The sequence below is a fragment of the Caballeronia terrestris genome (assembly GCF_001544515.1).
GTDB classification, from domain to species: Bacteria; Pseudomonadota; Gammaproteobacteria; order Burkholderiales; family Burkholderiaceae; genus Caballeronia; species Caballeronia terrestris.
Map to the genome: position 1 here is coordinate 97,676 of NZ_FCOL02000011.1, position 15,656 is coordinate 113,331.

At 64.9% G+C, this 15,656-nt stretch carries 14 protein-coding genes and 1 pseudogene; 5 read left to right on the forward strand and 10 right to left on the reverse strand.

Annotated features, from left to right (window positions below):
* Window positions 1–118: 118 nt before the first annotated feature.
* Window positions 119–697 carry a copper-binding protein gene (locus AWB67_RS12175; RefSeq protein WP_087656492.1) on the forward strand — a complete coding sequence of 193 codons (579 nt, stop codon included), beginning with the start codon at window positions 119–121 and terminating at the stop codon, window positions 695–697.
* 45 nt (window positions 698–742) lie between these two features.
* Here the strand turns inward: AWB67_RS12175 and AWB67_RS12180 are convergent, their stop codons facing one another.
* Both AWB67_RS12180 and gabT read right to left on the reverse strand, forming a co-directional pair.
* A complete protein-coding gene (locus AWB67_RS12180) occupies window positions 743–2,191 on the reverse strand; it encodes an NAD-dependent succinate-semialdehyde dehydrogenase (RefSeq protein WP_087656493.1) in 1,449 nt (482 codons plus the stop codon).
* 16 nt (window positions 2,192–2,207) lie between these two features.
* Window positions 2,208–3,491, reverse strand: a complete 1,284-nt coding sequence (gene gabT / locus AWB67_RS12185) for a 4-aminobutyrate--2-oxoglutarate transaminase (protein WP_087656564.1) — start codon at window positions 3,489–3,491, stop codon at window positions 2,208–2,210.
* A 138-nt stretch (window positions 3,492–3,629) separates the two neighbouring features.
* On the opposite strand from gabT, the gene pdxR reads away from it, so the two are divergent.
* The 3 genes from pdxR to AWB67_RS12200 are packed head-to-tail and all read left to right on the forward strand — an operon-like array spanning window position 3,630 to window position 6,662.
* Entirely contained in the window at window positions 3,630–5,105 is a 1,476-nt protein-coding gene (gene pdxR / locus AWB67_RS12190) for a MocR-like pyridoxine biosynthesis transcription factor PdxR (protein ID WP_087656494.1), read from the forward strand.
* Between the two features lie 45 nt (window positions 5,106–5,150).
* Window positions 5,151–6,332 (forward strand): M20 aminoacylase family protein, encoded by a 1,182-nt coding sequence (locus AWB67_RS12195; protein WP_087656495.1) that lies wholly within the window; start codon window positions 5,151–5,153, stop codon window positions 6,330–6,332.
* Window positions 6,333–6,347: 15 nt separating this feature from the next.
* Complete coding sequence (locus tag AWB67_RS12200; protein ID WP_200822215.1) at window positions 6,348–6,662, forward strand: hypothetical protein; 315 nt, start codon at window positions 6,348–6,350, stop codon at window positions 6,660–6,662.
* A gap of 60 nt (window positions 6,663–6,722) precedes the next feature.
* On the opposite strand, the gene AWB67_RS12205 is transcribed toward AWB67_RS12200, so the two are convergent.
* The 7 genes and pseudogenes from AWB67_RS12205 to AWB67_RS12230 form a co-directional block, all read right to left on the reverse strand.
* Window positions 6,723–8,273 carry a methyl-accepting chemotaxis protein gene (locus AWB67_RS12205; protein WP_087656496.1) on the reverse strand — a complete coding sequence of 517 codons (1,551 nt, stop codon included), beginning with the start codon at window positions 8,271–8,273 and terminating at the stop codon, window positions 6,723–6,725.
* 110 nt (window positions 8,274–8,383) lie between these two features.
* Complete coding sequence (locus AWB67_RS41420) at window positions 8,384–8,536, reverse strand: hypothetical protein (RefSeq protein WP_181505605.1); 153 nt, start codon at window positions 8,534–8,536, stop codon at window positions 8,384–8,386.
* 28 nt (window positions 8,537–8,564) lie between these two features.
* Window positions 8,565–9,143, reverse strand: coding sequence for a glycosyltransferase family 9 protein (locus AWB67_RS12210; protein ID WP_087656497.1), 579 nt, complete (start codon window positions 9,141–9,143; stop codon window positions 8,565–8,567).
* Between the two features lie 72 nt (window positions 9,144–9,215).
* Window positions 9,216–11,516, reverse strand: coding sequence for an FdhF/YdeP family oxidoreductase (locus AWB67_RS12215; protein ID WP_087656498.1), 2,301 nt, complete (start codon window positions 11,514–11,516; stop codon window positions 9,216–9,218).
* Window positions 11,517–11,721: 205 nt separating this feature from the next.
* A pseudogene (locus AWB67_RS41810) lies at window positions 11,722–11,870 on the reverse strand (type II toxin-antitoxin system VapB family antitoxin); the annotation flags it as partial.
* A gap of 39 nt (window positions 11,871–11,909) precedes the next feature.
* On the reverse strand, window positions 11,910–12,404 hold the full coding sequence (locus tag AWB67_RS12225; protein WP_087656499.1) for a hypothetical protein: 495 nt from the start codon (window positions 12,402–12,404) through the stop codon (window positions 11,910–11,912).
* A gap of 106 nt (window positions 12,405–12,510) precedes the next feature.
* Complete coding sequence (locus AWB67_RS12230; RefSeq protein ID WP_235025121.1) at window positions 12,511–13,986, reverse strand: UdgX family uracil-DNA binding protein; 1,476 nt, start codon at window positions 13,984–13,986, stop codon at window positions 12,511–12,513.
* 221 nt (window positions 13,987–14,207) lie between these two features.
* Between AWB67_RS12230 and AWB67_RS12235 the strand changes: the two genes are divergently transcribed.
* Window positions 14,208–14,900 (forward strand): glycosyltransferase family 2 protein, encoded by a 693-nt coding sequence (locus tag AWB67_RS12235; RefSeq protein WP_087656500.1) that lies wholly within the window; start codon window positions 14,208–14,210, stop codon window positions 14,898–14,900.
* 139 nt (window positions 14,901–15,039) lie between these two features.
* Here AWB67_RS12235 and AWB67_RS12240 read toward each other — a convergent pair whose 3' ends face one another.
* Window positions 15,040–15,627: a nucleotidyltransferase family protein gene (locus tag AWB67_RS12240; RefSeq protein WP_087656501.1), complete on the reverse strand. Its 588-nt coding sequence runs from the start codon at window positions 15,625–15,627 to the stop codon at window positions 15,040–15,042.
* Window positions 15,628–15,656: the final 29 nt, after the last annotated feature.

Here is a 15,656-nt window from a genome sequence, read left to right on the forward strand (position 1 = left end):
CGCCGGGGACGTAGCCGATTCTACCGGTTCGCTTAAGACCGCGCCCCAGTGGGGTGGACAGCGGGTAAATGCGCGCGGTATAAATTGTTTTCGCGCGTCAATTCTCTGGAGATATCGAATGAAAGCAAAATGGAGTGCGGCGCTGATTATCGCGGCATCGGCTATTACGATTTCCGCTTACGCTCAAAACGATTCGCTTGCGACATCGGCGCAGAAAATCGCTGGCGCCGCGCAGCCGGTTCATTTGCAGGCGCAAATCATCGGTATCGATGCCACCACGCGCACATTGACATTGCGCGGCGCGAAAGGCGTCGTGACGACGGTGGTCGTCAGCAATGAAGTCAACAATTTCGATCAATTGAAAGTCGGCGATCAGGTCGATGTGCTTTACAAGAATGCGCTACTCGTGACCGCAGAGAAAGCATCCGGCGCCGACAAGGGAATTCGCAAGCGCGTCGATACGTCGGTTTATGCGCCGGCTTCGGGAGCGTCGGGATTCGAATCGGCGCGGCAGGTCGAGATTCTCGCGACCGTTCAGAGCATCAATCGCAAGAACGGCACGATTACGCTGCGCGGCCCGTGGCGTACCGATACGTTCGATATTCCGCACGACATCGATACCAAAGGGCTTAAACCCGGTGATACCATCCACGCAGTATTCGTTTCAGCGGCTGCGGTTGAAGTGAAGCCGAAATAGAAAAACGGCCTGGCGATTTATTGCCAGGCCGTTTTTATTGGCGAATCAAACCGCCATACACAGATACTTGATGACGACATAATCATCGATGCCGTAATGCGAGCCTTCGCGGCCTAAACCGGATTGCTTCACACCACCAAACGGCGCGACTTCGTTCGAAATCAAACCGGTATTGATGCCGACCATGCCGTATTCCAGCGCTTCCGCTACGCGCCAAACGCGACCGATATCGCGGCTGTAAAAATAAGCAGCCAGTCCAAATTCCGTGTCGTTCGCCATTCGCACGACTTCTTCATCCGACGAGAATTCGAAAATCGGCGCGAGCGGTCCGAACGTTTCTTCTTTCGCGACTTTCATGTCCGGCGTGACGCCGGTCAAAACCGTCGGTTCGAAGAAGCCGTGGCCGAGCGCGTGACGCTTGCCGCCAGCAACGATCGATGCGCCCTTATTCAGCGCGTCCTCGATATGCGATTCGACTTTCAGTACCGCTGCTTCGTTGATCAACGGTCCGAGCGCGACGCCGCTTTCCGTGCCGCGTCCGACTTTGAGCTTGCCGACGGCTTCAGCCAATTTGGATGCGAACGCATCATAAACACGCTCGTGCACGTAAAACCGGTTCGTGCACACACAAGTCTGCCCGCTGTTCCGATACTTTGACGCGATTGCGCCTTCGACTGCGGCATCGATATCCGCATCGTCGAACACGATGAACGGCGCGTTGCCGCCCAGTTCCAGCGACACTTTCTTGACCGTCGGCGCGCTTTGCGCCGCGAGCAACCGCCCGACCGCGGTCGATCCCGTGAACGACAGCTTGCGCACGATCGGATTGCTCGTCATCTCACCGCCGATCGCCTTCGGATCGCCGGTGACGATGCTCAGCACGCCCTTCGGCACGCCCGCGCGCTCGGCGAGCACGGCCATCGCGAGCGCGGAAAACGGCGTCGCTTCGGCGGGTTTCACGACGATCGGACAGCCCGCCGCGAGCGCCGGCCCGACCTTGCGCGTGATCATCGCCGCCGGGAAATTCCACGGCGTGATCGCGGCGCAGACGCCGATCGGCTCCTTGGTCACGACGATGCGTTTGTCGGCGGCGGGCGAGGCGAGCGTGTCACCCGCGACGCGTTTTCCTTCCTCCGCGAACCATTCGATGAACGACGCCGCGTAACCGATCTCGCCCTTCGCCTCGGCGAGCGGCTTGCCTTGCTCGGTCGTGAGGATCAGCGCGAGATCGTCGGCGTTTTCCATCATCAGCTCGTACCAGCGGCGCATGATCGCGGCGCGTTCCTTCGCTGTTTTCTTGCGCCACGCGGGCCACGCCGCGTTGGCTGCGTCGATCGCGCGGCGCGTTTCCGTCGCGCCCATCTTCGGCACGGTTCCGAGCGAAACACCATTCGACGGATCGACGACTTTGAAAGTCGCGCCATCGTCGGCGCCTTGCCATTCGCCATTGATATAAGCGTCGTGACGCAGGAGCGCCGGGTCTTTCAGATTCATTGAGAACACTCCTATATCAAGCCGCCACGCCGACCGTTTCGGTCAGCACGTCTTCCAGGATGGCGAGCGCTTCGTCGAACACAGCGTCCTGAATGGTGAGCGGAAACAGGAAGCGCACCACGTTGCCGTACACGCCGCAGACGAGCAGCAACAGGCCGCGTTCCAGCGCGCGCGTCTGGACGCGCTTCGTGAAATCGACGTCGCCGTCGGTCGTGCCGGGCTTGCAGAATTCCACCGCGACCATGCCGCCCGGGCCGCGCACGTCGGCGATCTGCGGCACATCGCTCTTGAGCGCCGTGAGCTTCGCCTTCAGCTTGTCGCCGAGGACGACCGCGCGCTCCGACAGCTTCTCGCTCTCGATGATGTCGAGCACAGCATGCGCCGATGCCACCGCGAGCGGGTTGCCCGCATACGTGCCGCCGAGGCCGCCGGGCGCGGCTGCGTCCATGATTTCCGCGCGTCCGACCACGCCCGACAGCGGCATGCCGCCCGCGAGGCTCTTCGCGATCGTCATCAAATCGGGGGCCACGTCGTAGTGCTGCATCGCGAAGAGCTTGCCGGTGCGCGCGAAGCCCGTCTGGACTTCATCGGCGATCAGAATAATTCCGTGCTCGTTGCAGATTTTTCTCAGCGCCCGCACGAATTCGAGCGGTGCCTGATAGAAGCCGCCTTCGCCCTGAACCGGTTCGAAGATGATCGCCGCGACGCGTTTCGCTTCGATGTCGGCCTTGAAGAGATGCTCGATGGCGCGCAGCGAATCCTCGACGGTGACGCCGTGCAGCGGATTCGGGAACGGCGCGTGGAACACGTCCGACGGGAACGGCCCGAAACCGATCTTGTACGGCGCGACCTTGCCGGTCAGCGCCATGCCCATCAGCGTGCGGCCGTGGAAGCCGCCCGTGAACGCGATCACGCCCGGACGGCCGGTCGCCGCGCGCGCGATCTTCACCGCGTTTTCGACAGCTTCCGCGCCCGTCGTGAAGAACGCGGTCTTTTTGGGATGATCGCCGGGCGCGCGAGCGCTGATTTTTTCGGCGAGAGAAACATAAGACTCGTAGGGAACGATCTGATACGCGGTGTGCGTGAAGCAATCGAGCTGCGCGCGGATCGCCTCGACGATTTTCGGATGGCGGTGACCCGTATTGCACACGGCGATGCCGGCGGCGAAGTCGATGAAACGACGGCCTTCGACGTCCCACAACTCCGCGTTCTCGGCGCGCGCTGCGTAGAAATCGCACATCACGCCGACGCCGCGCGGCGTCGCGGCGTTCTTGCGGGCTTGCAGGTCGGCGTTTTTCAGAGTGCTTTGGGCAGGGTTCGTCACGGCTTGGATCTCCTTCGCGCGGGGCGCGGCTGGTTCAGAGTAGGTGTGGTGACTATAGTAAGATTTGGCTCTCAAGTTCAGAGCCATTTCAATAAATATATAGGAGCCAATTCGATGCCTGCGAGCGTCTTGTCTGATTGGCTGGCGCAGCGGCTAGACCGCGGCAGCGTCCAGCCGATCTACCGGCAACTGCATCGGCTGTTGCAGCAGGCGATCTTGTCGCGCGAATTGCCGGCGGGGGCGAAGGTGCCGTCGTCGCGCTTGCTGGCGGCGGAATTGGGCGTCGGGCGCAATACCGTTACTCAGGTGTACGAGCAGCTCGCGCTGGAGGGCTATGTTTCGTCGGCGACGGGGCGCGGCACGTTCGTCGCCGACAGCGCGCCCGATGAGATCGTTTTCGACGAGCTGCCGTCGGCGGTCGAGGCAGCGCCCGCCGTGCTGTCGGCGCGTGGCGAGCGGCTGATCGCGGGCGCGGGCGTTTCCAAGCGCCAGGGCGGGGCGTTCATGCCGGGCGTGCCGGACGTGTCGCGCTTTCCGGCGCGCGTCTGGAGCCGGCTGCACGCGAAATACTGGCGGCGCTTGCGGCCCGATCTGCTGACCTACGCGCCGGGCGGCGGGCTCGCGTCGCTGCGGCATGCGCTCGCGGATTACCTGCGCACGTCGCGCTCGGTGCATTGCTCGCCGGAGCAGATCATCGTGACGACCGGCATCCACCAGTCGATCGATCTCGCCGTGCGCCTGCTCTCCGATGCCGGCGACACCATCTGGACCGAGGACCCGTGCTATTGGGGCGTGAGAAGCGTCTTGCAGGTTTCGGGGCTTGATCTGAAGGCAATTCCCGTCGATGAAGAAGGCATCGCGCCTTCGTCCGACGATCTTGCGAATCCTCCTAAGCTGATCCTGGTGACGCCGTCGCATCAGTATCCGTTGGGCATGGTGATGAGCCTCGCGCGACGCCGGATGCTGCTCGAATACGCGCGGCAAAACCGCTGCTGGATCATCGAGGACGATTACGACAGCGAGTTCCGCTATGGCAGCCGGCCGCTCGCGTCGCTGCAGGGGCTGGATGCGTCGGGGCAGGTGATCTACGTCGGCAGCTTCGGCAAGACGCTGTTTCCGGGACTGCGGATCGGGTACATCGTCGTGCCGGAGGCGCTGGCGGCGAGTTTCGCGACGGCATCGGCGGAGTTGTATCGCGAAGGGCAGTTGCTGCAGCAGGCGGTACTCGCGGAATTCATCACGGAAGGGCACTTCACGTCGCATATCCGGCGGATGCGGGCGCTCTACGGGCAGCGGCGGGAGTTGATGCTCGCGACGATCGCGGCGCGCTACGGCGAGACGCTGACGATCGCGGGCGGGGATGCCGGGCTGCATCTGGTGCTTCGGCTCCCAGAGGGCGTCGATGACCGGGCGGTCGCGGCGCGGGCGCTGGAGGAGAACATCGTCGTGCGGCCGCTGTCGGGTTATTTCGCGCGGCGGGATCGCGCGGCGTCAGGGCTGCTGATCGGGTATGCGTGCGTGCCGGATGAGGAAATCGAGCCGGCTTTTGAGACGCTGGCGGGAGTGGTGGACCGGTTTATTAATCGGTAGCCGATATCCATAATGTCGAATTCGCCCGCCCGCCCCGAGAACACAATGACCACCTACACCACGATCCCCGACCTCACCGACGACGCCGAATCCCTTCGCGAAATCCGCCACCACATCCACCAGCACCCGGAACTCGCCTACGAAGAATTCGCAACCTCCACGCTCGTCGCCGAAAAACTCGCCGAATGGGGCTGGCAGGTCACGCGCGGTATCGGCGGGACGGGTGTCGTCGGGACGCTAAAACTCGGCGACGGCTCGCGCAGCATCGGCCTGCGCGCCGACATGGACGCGCTGCCGATCGTCGAGCAGACCGGCAAGCCGTACGCCAGCACGACGCCCGGCAAGATGCACGCGTGCGGCCACGACGGCCACACGACGATGCTCCTCGGCGCCGCGCGCCAGCTCGCGCGCACGAAGCGCTTCAGCGGCACCGTGCACCTCTATTTCCAGCCGGCCGAGGAATACGGCGTGCCGAGCGGCGCGCAGAAAATGATCGCCGACGGCCTCTTCGAGCGCTTTCCCTGCGACGCCGTCTTCGGCGTGCACAACCATCCGGGCATGCCGCCGGGCGTCTTCCTGTTCCGCAAGGGCGCGTTCATGGCCGCGGGCGACAAAGTGACGATCACAATCGAAGGCTTAGGCGGGCACGCGGCGCGGCCGCACCTGACGGTCGATCCGGTCGTGGTGGCGTCGAGCGTCGTGATGGCGCTGCAGACGATCGTCGCGCGCAACGTCGATCCGTCGCAGCCGGCGGTCGTGACCATCGGCTCGCTGCATGCGGGCACGGCGAACAACATCATCCCGAATTCAGCGACGATGGCGCTGAGCGTGCGCTCCTTTAGCGAGGACGTGCGCGCGCTGCTCAAGCGCCGCATTTCGGCGCTCGTCGAAGCGCAGGCGGCGAGTTACGGGGCGAAAGCGGTGGTGAAGTACGAGGAGGGCTATCCGGTCGTCGTGAACACGGACGCGGAAACCGAATTCGCCGCGCAGGTGGCGCGCGAACTGGTGGGGGAGGAGAACGTCGTCGCGCACGCCGACATCCTGATGGGCAGCGAGGACTTCGCGTTCATGCTGCAGCAGCGGCCCGGCGCGTTCCTAAGGCTCGGCAACGGAGCAGGCGAGGACGGCTGCATGGTCCACAACCCGCACTACGACTTCAACGACAGGAACCTTCCGATCGGCGCGGCATACTGGACGCGGCTTGTCGAACGGTATCTTTCGCAATAAGTTTTATAAAACTTTATGCGCATAAAAGCGCGAGGGTCTATTTCGCCGACACTCCCCATCCGCTCCTTTGTAGTCTCCTACGACGAAGAGGAAGAAAAACTGGTTGTGTGCGCGGTGAATCGTGCGGACATCGATCCGTTCATCGCTGGCGCGCTCAAGGCTGAATGGCCGTTGTCGAGTATGGAAAACCAGATCGATGACAAGATAGCGCGACGCCTGGGGATTACCGCGTTCGAGGTTCTGGCGCTATACAACCCTTCGTTGAAGCAGCACTTGCGTATCACTCCGCTAGAGCCGCTCGATCAACCTCCGCCGCCGGAATCGAAATGACAAAGCCCCGCATCTGCGGGGCTTTGTCCGTTCCGAAGCCTTAGCCGCTCCGAATTGCGCTTACGCCGGCAACGAAAAACTCTCGATCGCCTCACGCAGCACATCGACCTGATCCTTGAGCGAATGTGCCGCCGCAGCAGCTTCCTCGACCAGCGCGGCGTTCTGCTGCGTCACCTGATCCATCTCGACTACCGCCCGATTCACCTGCTCGATCCCCGCGCTTTGCTCGCGCGAGGCGTGGCTGATTTCATCGAGGATTTCGTTCACACGCCGCACCGACTGCACGATTTCGCCCATCGTCGCGCCCGCATTCGTTACGAGGGACGCACCTTCTTCCACCGTCTGCGTCGAAGTTTCGATCAGCGCCTTGATTTCCTTCGCCGCCGTCGCCGAGCGCTGCGCCAGGCTGCGAACTTCCGCCGCCACTACCGCAAATCCGCGTCCCTGCTCACCCGCGCGCGCCGCTTCCACCGCGGCATTCAGCGCAAGAATATTCGTCTGAAACGCAATCCCGTCGATCACGCCGATAATGTCTCCGATCTGCTTCGAACTGTCGGTAATGCGCGTCATCGTTTGAATGACGTCATCGACTACGCTGCTTCCGCGCGTCGCCACGTCCGCCGCCTGTTCGGCCAAACGCGCCGCCTGCGTCGCGCTGTCGGCATTCTGCTTCACGTTGGCGGTCATCTCGTCCATGCTCGATGCCGTCTCGACGAGCGCTGCCGCCTGCTGCTCGGTGCGTTGCGACAGATCCGTATTGCCCGCCGCGATCTCCGATGCGCCGACGTTGATGTTTTCCGTACCGTTACGCACGCGCGACACCGTCTCGACCAAACCGCTCTGCATCGCCGCGAGCGCATACAGCAGGCTCGACGTATCGTTGGCGTTCACGCGTACCGGCGTCGTCAAATCGCCGCGCGCGATGCGGTGCGCCGCGCTCACCGCGAGTTCGAGATCGCCGCCGAGATTGCGTTTGATGCTGCGCAGGACCAGCAGCATCGCGACGGTCGCGAGCACGCCGAGCAGCGCCGTGATCGCGAGCCAGCGCAGGGCGCTCGCGTAGAACGCGGCCTGCACGTCGTCCATGTACATGCCGGTGACGAGATACCAGTCCCACGGGGCGAAGCGCTGCGAGTAGCTGAGCTTCCCGACCGGCTTCTCGTTGCCTGGCTTCGGCCAAAGGTAACTGACGAAGCCGCCGCCCTGCTGGTTGCCCGCCTTCACGATCTCGACGAAGAGCTTCGTGCCCTGGGGATCGGCAAAATTCGACACGTCCTGACCGTTCAGCGAAGTCTTGATCGGATGCATCACGATGAAGGGACGCGAGTCGTTGATCGAAATGTAGCCGTCGCGGCCGTAGCGCATCGCGGCGATCACTTCCAGCGCCTTCTGCTTCGCTTCGTCCTCGCTCAACTTGTGATTTGCCGCGAGCGCCTGATAGTGCACGGCAACGCTGTGCGCCTCGCCGACGAGCGCCGTCAATTGTTCGCGCCGGTCGTCGATCATCGACGCGCGGTTTTGCCACGCGCCGATGATCCCGATCGCGATCAGCCCGATCCACAGCACGGCGATCATCGAGCCGAGCTTTTGATTCAACGTCAGTTTGTTCATGTTCCGCCAGCCGCCTGTATGAATAGTCCGGGCGCGGCGAAAGGCCGCGCATGAGGGCTTTACGGCAGTGCGCGGCGCGGTTTTAGGGGCGGGAAAACCCTTAAACGTCTTTAAATCGGGTCCTTATCAGGCGGGGCGTCGGGGTGCTGGGGCTCGTCCGGACGATGCCCGGGCGACGGCGGCGTCAATGGATCGGCTTCGGGGTCGCGGTTCGGATCGGCGATCGGGTCCGGAACGGGGCTGGTCTGCATCTCGTAGTTCATGGTGGCACTCGTCGTCAGGTAGGAACGCTCAGGCTGCGGCATGCAGCGCGGGCGTGTGCAGCGTGAACGGGTCGCCCGGATGCGCGGTGTCCTCGCCCGCGAGCGCGGCGCGCGCATCGATCGCGATGGCTTCGCTGGTTGCGTCGCCGGGGCGTTCGTCCAGCGCAATCTGCGGCGTGCCGAGTTCGCGCGCCGCGGCGACCGGGGACGGCAGCGCGGCGTCGTCGCTCAGGACGAAGCGGGCGTCGCCGATCAGGCGCGTCAGCGTCGCGGGCGACATCGTGCCGGCGAGAAAGAGCGCGGCCGTCTGCATCGCGCCCAGGACGGCGCCGGTGCGCTCCGGCTCGAGCGCATCGCCGACGATCGCGATCTGCCAGCCGTCGGCGGCGAGCTGGTCGGCGACTTCGGCGTAGCGCTCGACGGGCCACGCGGGCGCCGCGCCGTGGCTGCCCGGGTGGATCAGCACGAGCCGCTCGCGCTCGATGCCATGAAACGCGACGAGTTCGTCATAGTCCGGATCCTGCTCGACGGCGCCGTACGGCGCGGCGGGCGCGTCGGGCATCAGCGCGAGTTCGTCGGCGAGCGGGGTGAGGGGATGGCTTCGCATCGCGGCTCCTGCAAGGGGCATGAGATTTTTGATCAGCCGACCGAGTCAGCATGCATCGTGCCAGCGCGACGCTCATGCCTTCGCCATCGCCTGGAGCCGCACTGGAACCGCCTTGGCCGCCGGCACCTTGCTGCGCTTCGCGTGGTGCGCGAGCGGGATCAGCGGATTGCACTCCGGGTAATAGCCCATCACGCAGCCGGCGGGGATGTCGAACGCGTGGACGCGCAGCCCGTCGAGCTTGCGTTCGACGTCGTCGTTCGCGACGGTCGAGACCGTCACCGCTTCGTCTTCCGCGAGGCCCAGGCGCGTCATGTCGTCGCGATTCATCAGCAACACCTGACGGGTATTGAAGATGCCGCGAAAGCGATCGTCAAGGGAATAAACGGTCGTGTTGAACTGACTGTCGCCGCGCGTGGTCATGAGGCGCAGCGTGCGCTCGCCGTCGAAGCGCATGTCGAGGTCCTCGCCCATGCCTTCCGGCGTGATGAAATTGGCCTTGCCGGTTTTGGTCTTCCATTCGCGGTGCGCGGCGGCGAGCGGCCGGTGAAAGCCGCCCGGCTGCGACATGCGCTGGTTGAAGTCATTGAACTGGTCGGGATACGTGCGCTCGATCGCCTCACGCACGAGCGAATAGTCGCCGACCCAGGCGTCCCAGTCGACGGAACCCCTTTCCGGCGTGAGCGTCGCCTTCGCGAGGCCCGCGACGATCGCCGGCTCCGACAGCAAATGCTCGCTCGCCGGCGTCGCGAACCCTTGCGATGCGTGGATGCACGCGGTGCTGTCCTCGACCGTGACGATCTGCGCGCCGGCCGCCTGCCGGTCGACTTCGATACGCCCCAGGCACGGCAGCAAGTACGACGCGCGGCCGTGCAGCAGATGGCTGCGGTTCAGGTGCGTCGCGATCTGCACGGTGAGCGGCAGCTTTTTCCACGTGGGCGCCAGCACGTCCTGATCGGGCGTCGCGCGCGCGAAATTGCCGCCGAGTCCGAGAAACGCGTCGACGGTGCCGTCGCGCACGCCCGCGCAGATGTCGACGGTCGCCATGCCTTCGTCGCGCGGCGGCTCGAAGCGATACAGCTCGGCGAGCTTGTCGAGCGGCACGAGCGCGGGCTTCTCCGTGATCCCGACGGTGCGCTGCCCCTGCACGTTCGAATGCCCGCGAATCGGGCAGATTCCCGCGCCGGGCTTGCCGATGTTGCCGCCGAGCAGCATCAGGTTGGTCAGCATCTGCACGGCGAGCACGCCTTCCCGATGCTGCGTGATGCCCATGCCGAACAGGATCATGACGGCCTTCGCCTTCGCGTATTCGGCCGCGGCGCCTTCGAGCGCGGCGCGCGTCAAGGCGCTTTCGGCTTCGATATCGGTCCAGTTCGCGGCGCGCATGGCGTCGGCGAAGGTGTCGAAGCCGTGCGTGTGCCCGGCGATGAACGCGGCGTCGAGCACGCGCGAACGGCCTGCTTCGCGCGCGCGGTCATCGGCTTCGATCAGCGCCTTGCAGATGCCCGTGACCGCCGCGATATCCCCGCCGATCTTCACCTGGTGAAATTGCGTGCTGATGCGGGTTTCATCGGACGAAAGCATCTGTCCCGGCGACTGCGGATTCGCGAACGACACCAGCCCGCGCTCCTTGATCGGATTGAACGTGATGATCTGCGCGTTGCGTTTCTGCCGCGCGTCCTGCAGCGGATGCAGCATGCGCGGCGCGTTCGTGCCGGTGTTGTGGCCGAAGAAGAAAAAGCAGTCGGTGTGATCGAAATCGTCGAGCGTCACGGTGCCGACCGGCACGCCGATCGTCTCCGGCAGCGCCACCGACGTGCTCTCGTGGCACATGTTCGAGCTGTCCGGCAGGTTGTTCGTGCCGTACATGCGAGCGAAGAGCTGATACATGTACGACGTTTCGAGCGACGCGCGCCCCGACGCGTAGAACACCACGCGCTTCGGATCGAAGCCGCGCAACTGCGCGCCGATTTCGTCGAAGGCTTCGCTCCAGGCGATCGGGATGTAGCGGTCGGAGGCGGCGTCGTAGCGCATCGGCTCGGTGAGGCGGCCTTGCGATTCGAGCTCGAAATCGGTCCACGCTTCGAGCGCGGCCAGCGTGTGATGGCGGAAGAATTCGGGCGTACAGCGCTTCGTCGTGACTTCCCACGCGGTGGCTTTCGCGCCGTTTTCGCAGAATTCGAAGAGATGCGGATCGGCGGGCTTGGCCCACGAGCAACTGACGCATGCGAAGCCGTCGGGCTTGTTCTGGTGCATCAGGATGCGCGCGCCGTTCAGCGCAACGTGCTCTTTCACGAGGATCGACGCGACCGATTTCACCGATCCCCAGCCGCCGGCCGGGTGGTCGTATTTTTCGATGCGGGGTGGCTTGCTCATGCGTTCTTCTCCACGAACACTGGTTTAATCGTGGATTGAGCAATAAACAGGCTCGATGCGGCGGTTTTTGCAACGTTCAGCAAAACGAAAGCCGCCGGCCCGCGATTGCGGAGCGGCGGCTTCCAGTTTTCCTGCTTGACGGCTGCGGTCGCGGCGGCGATGGCGCGACAGGTTGCAGATTAGCGCACCACGATTCCTTCAGTTTGCGTCGGGGAACGGGTTCGAGATCGGCCTCGGTTTCGGCGAGACGGCTCAGGCGTCTCGCGCTTTCACCTCGATCAGCGCGCGCAGCGCTTCACGAACCAACACTGATTCTTCCATGAGGCCCGTCAAGGCTTGCGCCTTGGCGAGCAAATCGTCATCGAGGGCTAATGACGTGCGCGGCGCCGGTGCTCACGTCTCCCCATTCCCGTCATCGGCGGGAAGAGTCTTCGGCACGAACGCTCCCGCGCGCTCGCGAATCGCTTCGATCTCGCCGGTCACAAACGTCCGGTTATCCGCCGCGAGCGCGCTCTGGTACGACGCGCCTTCCGGCAACCGATGCAGCAGCGCGCGCAATTCACCTTGCGTCGTCTGCTCGACGGGTTCGAAGTTGTACAACCGCAGCATTAGTTCCGTGCGCTCATGCAGCACGAACAAACACCCCGCGAACACCGCGACGCCCAGCACCTCCTGCGCGCCGAAGCGAAACTCGGCCGGCACCGGCGAAAACGGCAGCCAAACGATCGCGGCGAAGCCGGCGAGCGCCAGCGCGATCGTCACGTTCAGCAAGAGCCGCACGCGCGCGACGATCCGGTCATGTTCCGCCCGGAGCTGCCCGGCCGATTTCGGCACGAGCGCAGTACGTTGTTTTTGCTGGCGAAGTTCTGAGAACGGGAGAGCGGCCATGTGAGCGGTGTGCCTCGAAGCGTGAAGGTAACGCCCGTATTAACGCTTGGCTTACAGGAACGTTGACGCCGGTTACGTCCTGTTTCATCACACACGCCCGAAAATTTCACGCCTTGAGCGGCGTCCTCACGCTGGCGGTGCCGTCGGCGATCTGGCTCGCGAACACGAGCGCCTCGACGATCGTCCCGAATACCTCGTCGCGTACCTTCGGGTCCATCACGCGCAGCACGTACGACGGGTGATAGGTCGGCACGACCAGCCGTCCGCGATGCTCGATCGTCTTGCCGAGATACTCGGAGAGCGCCGTCCGATGTCCCGTCAGCGACTTGAGCGCCGTCGCCCCGAGCGCGACGACGACCTTCGGCGCGACGCGCGCCAGTTCCTCGTCGAGCCAGTGGCGGCAGGCCTCGCGCTCGCGCTGCGCGGGCTGCTGCTGCACGCGCTCCTCGCCCTGCGGCTCCCACTTGAAGTGCTTCACCGCGTTGGTCAGATAGAGCGTCTCGCGCGGGATCTGCGCCTCGGCGAGCGCTTCGTCGAGCAGCTTGCCCGCCGGCCCGACGAACGGCTTGCCCGTCAGGTCCTCCTGATCGCCCGGCTGCTCGCCGACCAGCATGATCCGCGCGTTCGCCGGCCCGATCCCCCCGACCGGCTGCGTCGCGTTGCGCCACAGCGCGCAGCGCTTGCAGGCATCGAGGGAGGGGGGCTTCGTCTTGAGCGACGGCCCGTCGAGCGGCTCCATGTCGATCGCGACTTCCATCTCCGGCGGCACGTTGCGCGGACGGCGGTCGCGCCGCGCGCCGGGATCGGGGCGGCCGATCAGCGCCGGATCGGCTTTCGCGTCCGGCGGACTCTTCCAGTAGCGCACCGGCATGTGCGACGCCATCTCGGCTGCGTTGGCGAGCGCCGGGGCGAACGTGCTTTCGTAGTACGCGAGCCAGAGCGCTTCGATCGCGTCGCCGCTGACGGCTTCGCCCGGCGACGCCAGTTCGGTCGGCTTCGGCTCCGGCTCGCTCGTGCGATCGACGCGCAGCAGGGCGCCATCCCAGAACGCGGCGCCGTGCGGCGTCGCGATCATCCAGGTGGCGCTGCCCATGCGCGTCGCGAAACTGAGCGCGGCGTGCTCCAGCAGGTCGTGCACCGGCTCGAACCAACTGATGAACTCGGGCGGCCCGAGCGACGGATCGCGATGCCGAAAGCGCAGGAACTTCTTCATGTGCGTCTCTTCGGCCTGCACGGCTTCGACCATCTCATGCAGGCGCCGGCCGTCGGGGTCGTCCAGCGAGGCGACCGCGCGATCGCCCTGCGTCCAGCGCCAGAGCGCCTTGTAGAGAAACGGCCAGCGGTCGCGCACGCGATAGCACGAGGCTGTCTCGATCATGTCGAGAAAGCCGCGCGCGATCTTCACGGGCGGCGGCGCGCCGGGCGCGTCCGGGATGGGATCGATGGTGCCGAACACGGTCGCCGAGTCGGATGCCTCTCGCCACAAGAGCCCCTCCGGCGAGATGCCGCGCGCGAGCAGGTCCCGCGCGGCGTCGCGCCACGAGGCATAGGACGGTTCGATGACGACGCTGTTCAACGGCATGACTGGATCGGCAAAAATCGATGAAAGTACTGTATATCCATACAGTATTCTAACGACGCCCACGCCGTCGCCGCAACTTTTTCGAAATGATCAGGCCCTTTGTTCTCAAGGGGTTAGCCGTCGTTGCACAACGTGAAACGCTGGGAACAGTGTTTGCTGAACGCTCCGCATCGCGGCCGCCGGCAACGGCCCGCCGAACCAATACGAACGGAGTCAACAACATGCTCGGCATCGTCATACCCGCCCACAACGAGGCAGCGCACATCGGGGAATGCGTGGCGTGCGCCCAGCGCGCCGCGAATCATCATCAATTGCTGGGGGAAGAGGTCCGCGTGATCGTCGTGCTCGACAGTTGCACCGACGACACCGAAGCCATCGCAAGCGCGCTCGGCGCCGACGTGACGGTCATCGACGCGCGCAACGTCGGCATGGCGCGCGCGCACGGGGCGGAGCGGGCGCTCGCGCTCGGGGCGCGCTGGCTCGCGTTCACCGACGCCGATACCACCGTCGCCGACGACTGGCTCGTGCAGCAACTCGACTGCTGCGCCGATGCCGTGTGCGGCGTGGTCGGCGTGCGCGACTGGTCGCCGCATGTCGCCGAGGTGCGGGCGCATTTCGGCGCGACCTACACCGATGCCGATGGTCATCGGCACATTCACGGCGCGAATCTCGGGGTGTCGGCGCATGCGTATCTGCGCGCGGGCGGCTTCGCGCCGCTGGAGTCGAGCGAGGATGTGGCGCTCGTCGAATCGCTGATCGCGACGGGCGCGCATATCGAATGGAGCGCGGCGCCGCGCGTGGTGACGAGCGCACGGACGGATTTTCGGGCGAAGAAAGGCTTCGGAGCGACGCTGGTGGAAGCCGGGCGGCGTTATTTCACGCCTGCGGACCCGGTCGGGGCAATGGCGGCTTGATCGACGTTCGAAGCGCGGAACGTTCCGCTTCATTGCGGCAAGTCAGCGCGGCCTGCGCGCTGCTCAATCGCGCGTTGGGAAGTGTCGCGGCTGTGGTCGCGCACGGCAGAGCCGCGCCACGCCAGCCGACCCAAAACCTTCACCCCATCCCCAAATCCCCCGGCAAATCGACATCGCGCAGGATGTTCGGATCGTCTACATCGATACGACGCACCGGGTTGAGCGTGATCAGCGAGCGCGCGCCGGCGTCGCCGTCGAGTGTTCCGAGCGCCTTCGCGTGCGCGCGCCCGAAACCCACCGGATGCCCGCGCTGGTCGCGATAGTAGGGCGCCACGAGCGGCGTGCCGCCGTCGAGCGCGCGTGCCACCGCTTCGATCGTCTGCGGCTCGATCCACGGCATGTCGCCGAGCGCGACCAGCCAGCCTTCCGCGTCGGACCTTGCGCGCACCGCGGCGGCGAGCGTCGCGCCCATGCCGCGCTCGGCATCGATCGCGAAAATCACGTCGCAGCCCGCTTCGTTCAGCACATCGGCGAGTTTTTCCGCGCCCGGCCGCACGACGGCGACCACCTGCGCCACCACCGACAACAACCGCCGCGCCGACTGGAACACGACCGGCGTACCGTCGGGCAGCGTCGCTAGCAGCTTGTTGTGGATGCCGGAGGGGTCGAAACGCGTGCCGAGACCAGCGGCGAGCAGAACGCCGGTCGCATTCGATGAAAAGGTCATGGCCGGTCCGTCGCAAAGGGGGATGGCGT

Bases quoted from the DNA above. Each gene is read 5' to 3' on its own strand.
- AWB67_RS12240 (WP_087656501.1), bottom strand. From the start codon at position 15,627: ATGACCTTTTCATCGAATGCGACCGGCGTTCTGCTCGCCGCTGGTCTC.
- AWB67_RS12225 (WP_087656499.1), bottom strand. From the start codon at position 12,404: ATGGCCGCTCTCCCGTTCTCAGAACTTCGCCAGCAAAAACAACGTACT.
- AWB67_RS12200 (WP_200822215.1), top strand. From the start codon at position 6,348: ATGCGCATAAAAGCGCGAGGGTCTATTTCGCCGACACTCCCCATCCGC.
- AWB67_RS12210 (WP_087656497.1), bottom strand. From the start codon at position 9,143: ATGCGAAGCCATCCCCTCACCCCGCTCGCCGACGAACTCGCGCTGATG.
- AWB67_RS12215 (WP_087656498.1), bottom strand. From the start codon at position 11,516: ATGAGCAAGCCACCCCGCATCGAAAAATACGACCACCCGGCCGGCGGC.
- AWB67_RS12175 (WP_087656492.1), top strand. From the start codon at position 119: ATGAAAGCAAAATGGAGTGCGGCGCTGATTATCGCGGCATCGGCTATT.
- AWB67_RS12195 (WP_087656495.1), top strand. From the start codon at position 5,151: ATGACCACCTACACCACGATCCCCGACCTCACCGACGACGCCGAATCC.
- AWB67_RS12205 (WP_087656496.1), bottom strand. From the start codon at position 8,273: ATGAACAAACTGACGTTGAATCAAAAGCTCGGCTCGATGATCGCCGTG.
- AWB67_RS12180 (WP_087656493.1), bottom strand. From the start codon at position 2,191: ATGAATCTGAAAGACCCGGCGCTCCTGCGTCACGACGCTTATATCAAT.
- AWB67_RS41420 (WP_181505605.1), bottom strand. From the start codon at position 8,536: ATGAACTACGAGATGCAGACCAGCCCCGTTCCGGACCCGATCGCCGAT.
- AWB67_RS12235 (WP_087656500.1), top strand. From the start codon at position 14,208: ATGCTCGGCATCGTCATACCCGCCCACAACGAGGCAGCGCACATCGGG.
- AWB67_RS12230 (WP_235025121.1), bottom strand. From the start codon at position 13,986: ATGCCGTTGAACAGCGTCGTCATCGAACCGTCCTATGCCTCGTGGCGC.
- pdxR (WP_087656494.1), top strand. From the start codon at position 3,630: ATGCCTGCGAGCGTCTTGTCTGATTGGCTGGCGCAGCGGCTAGACCGC.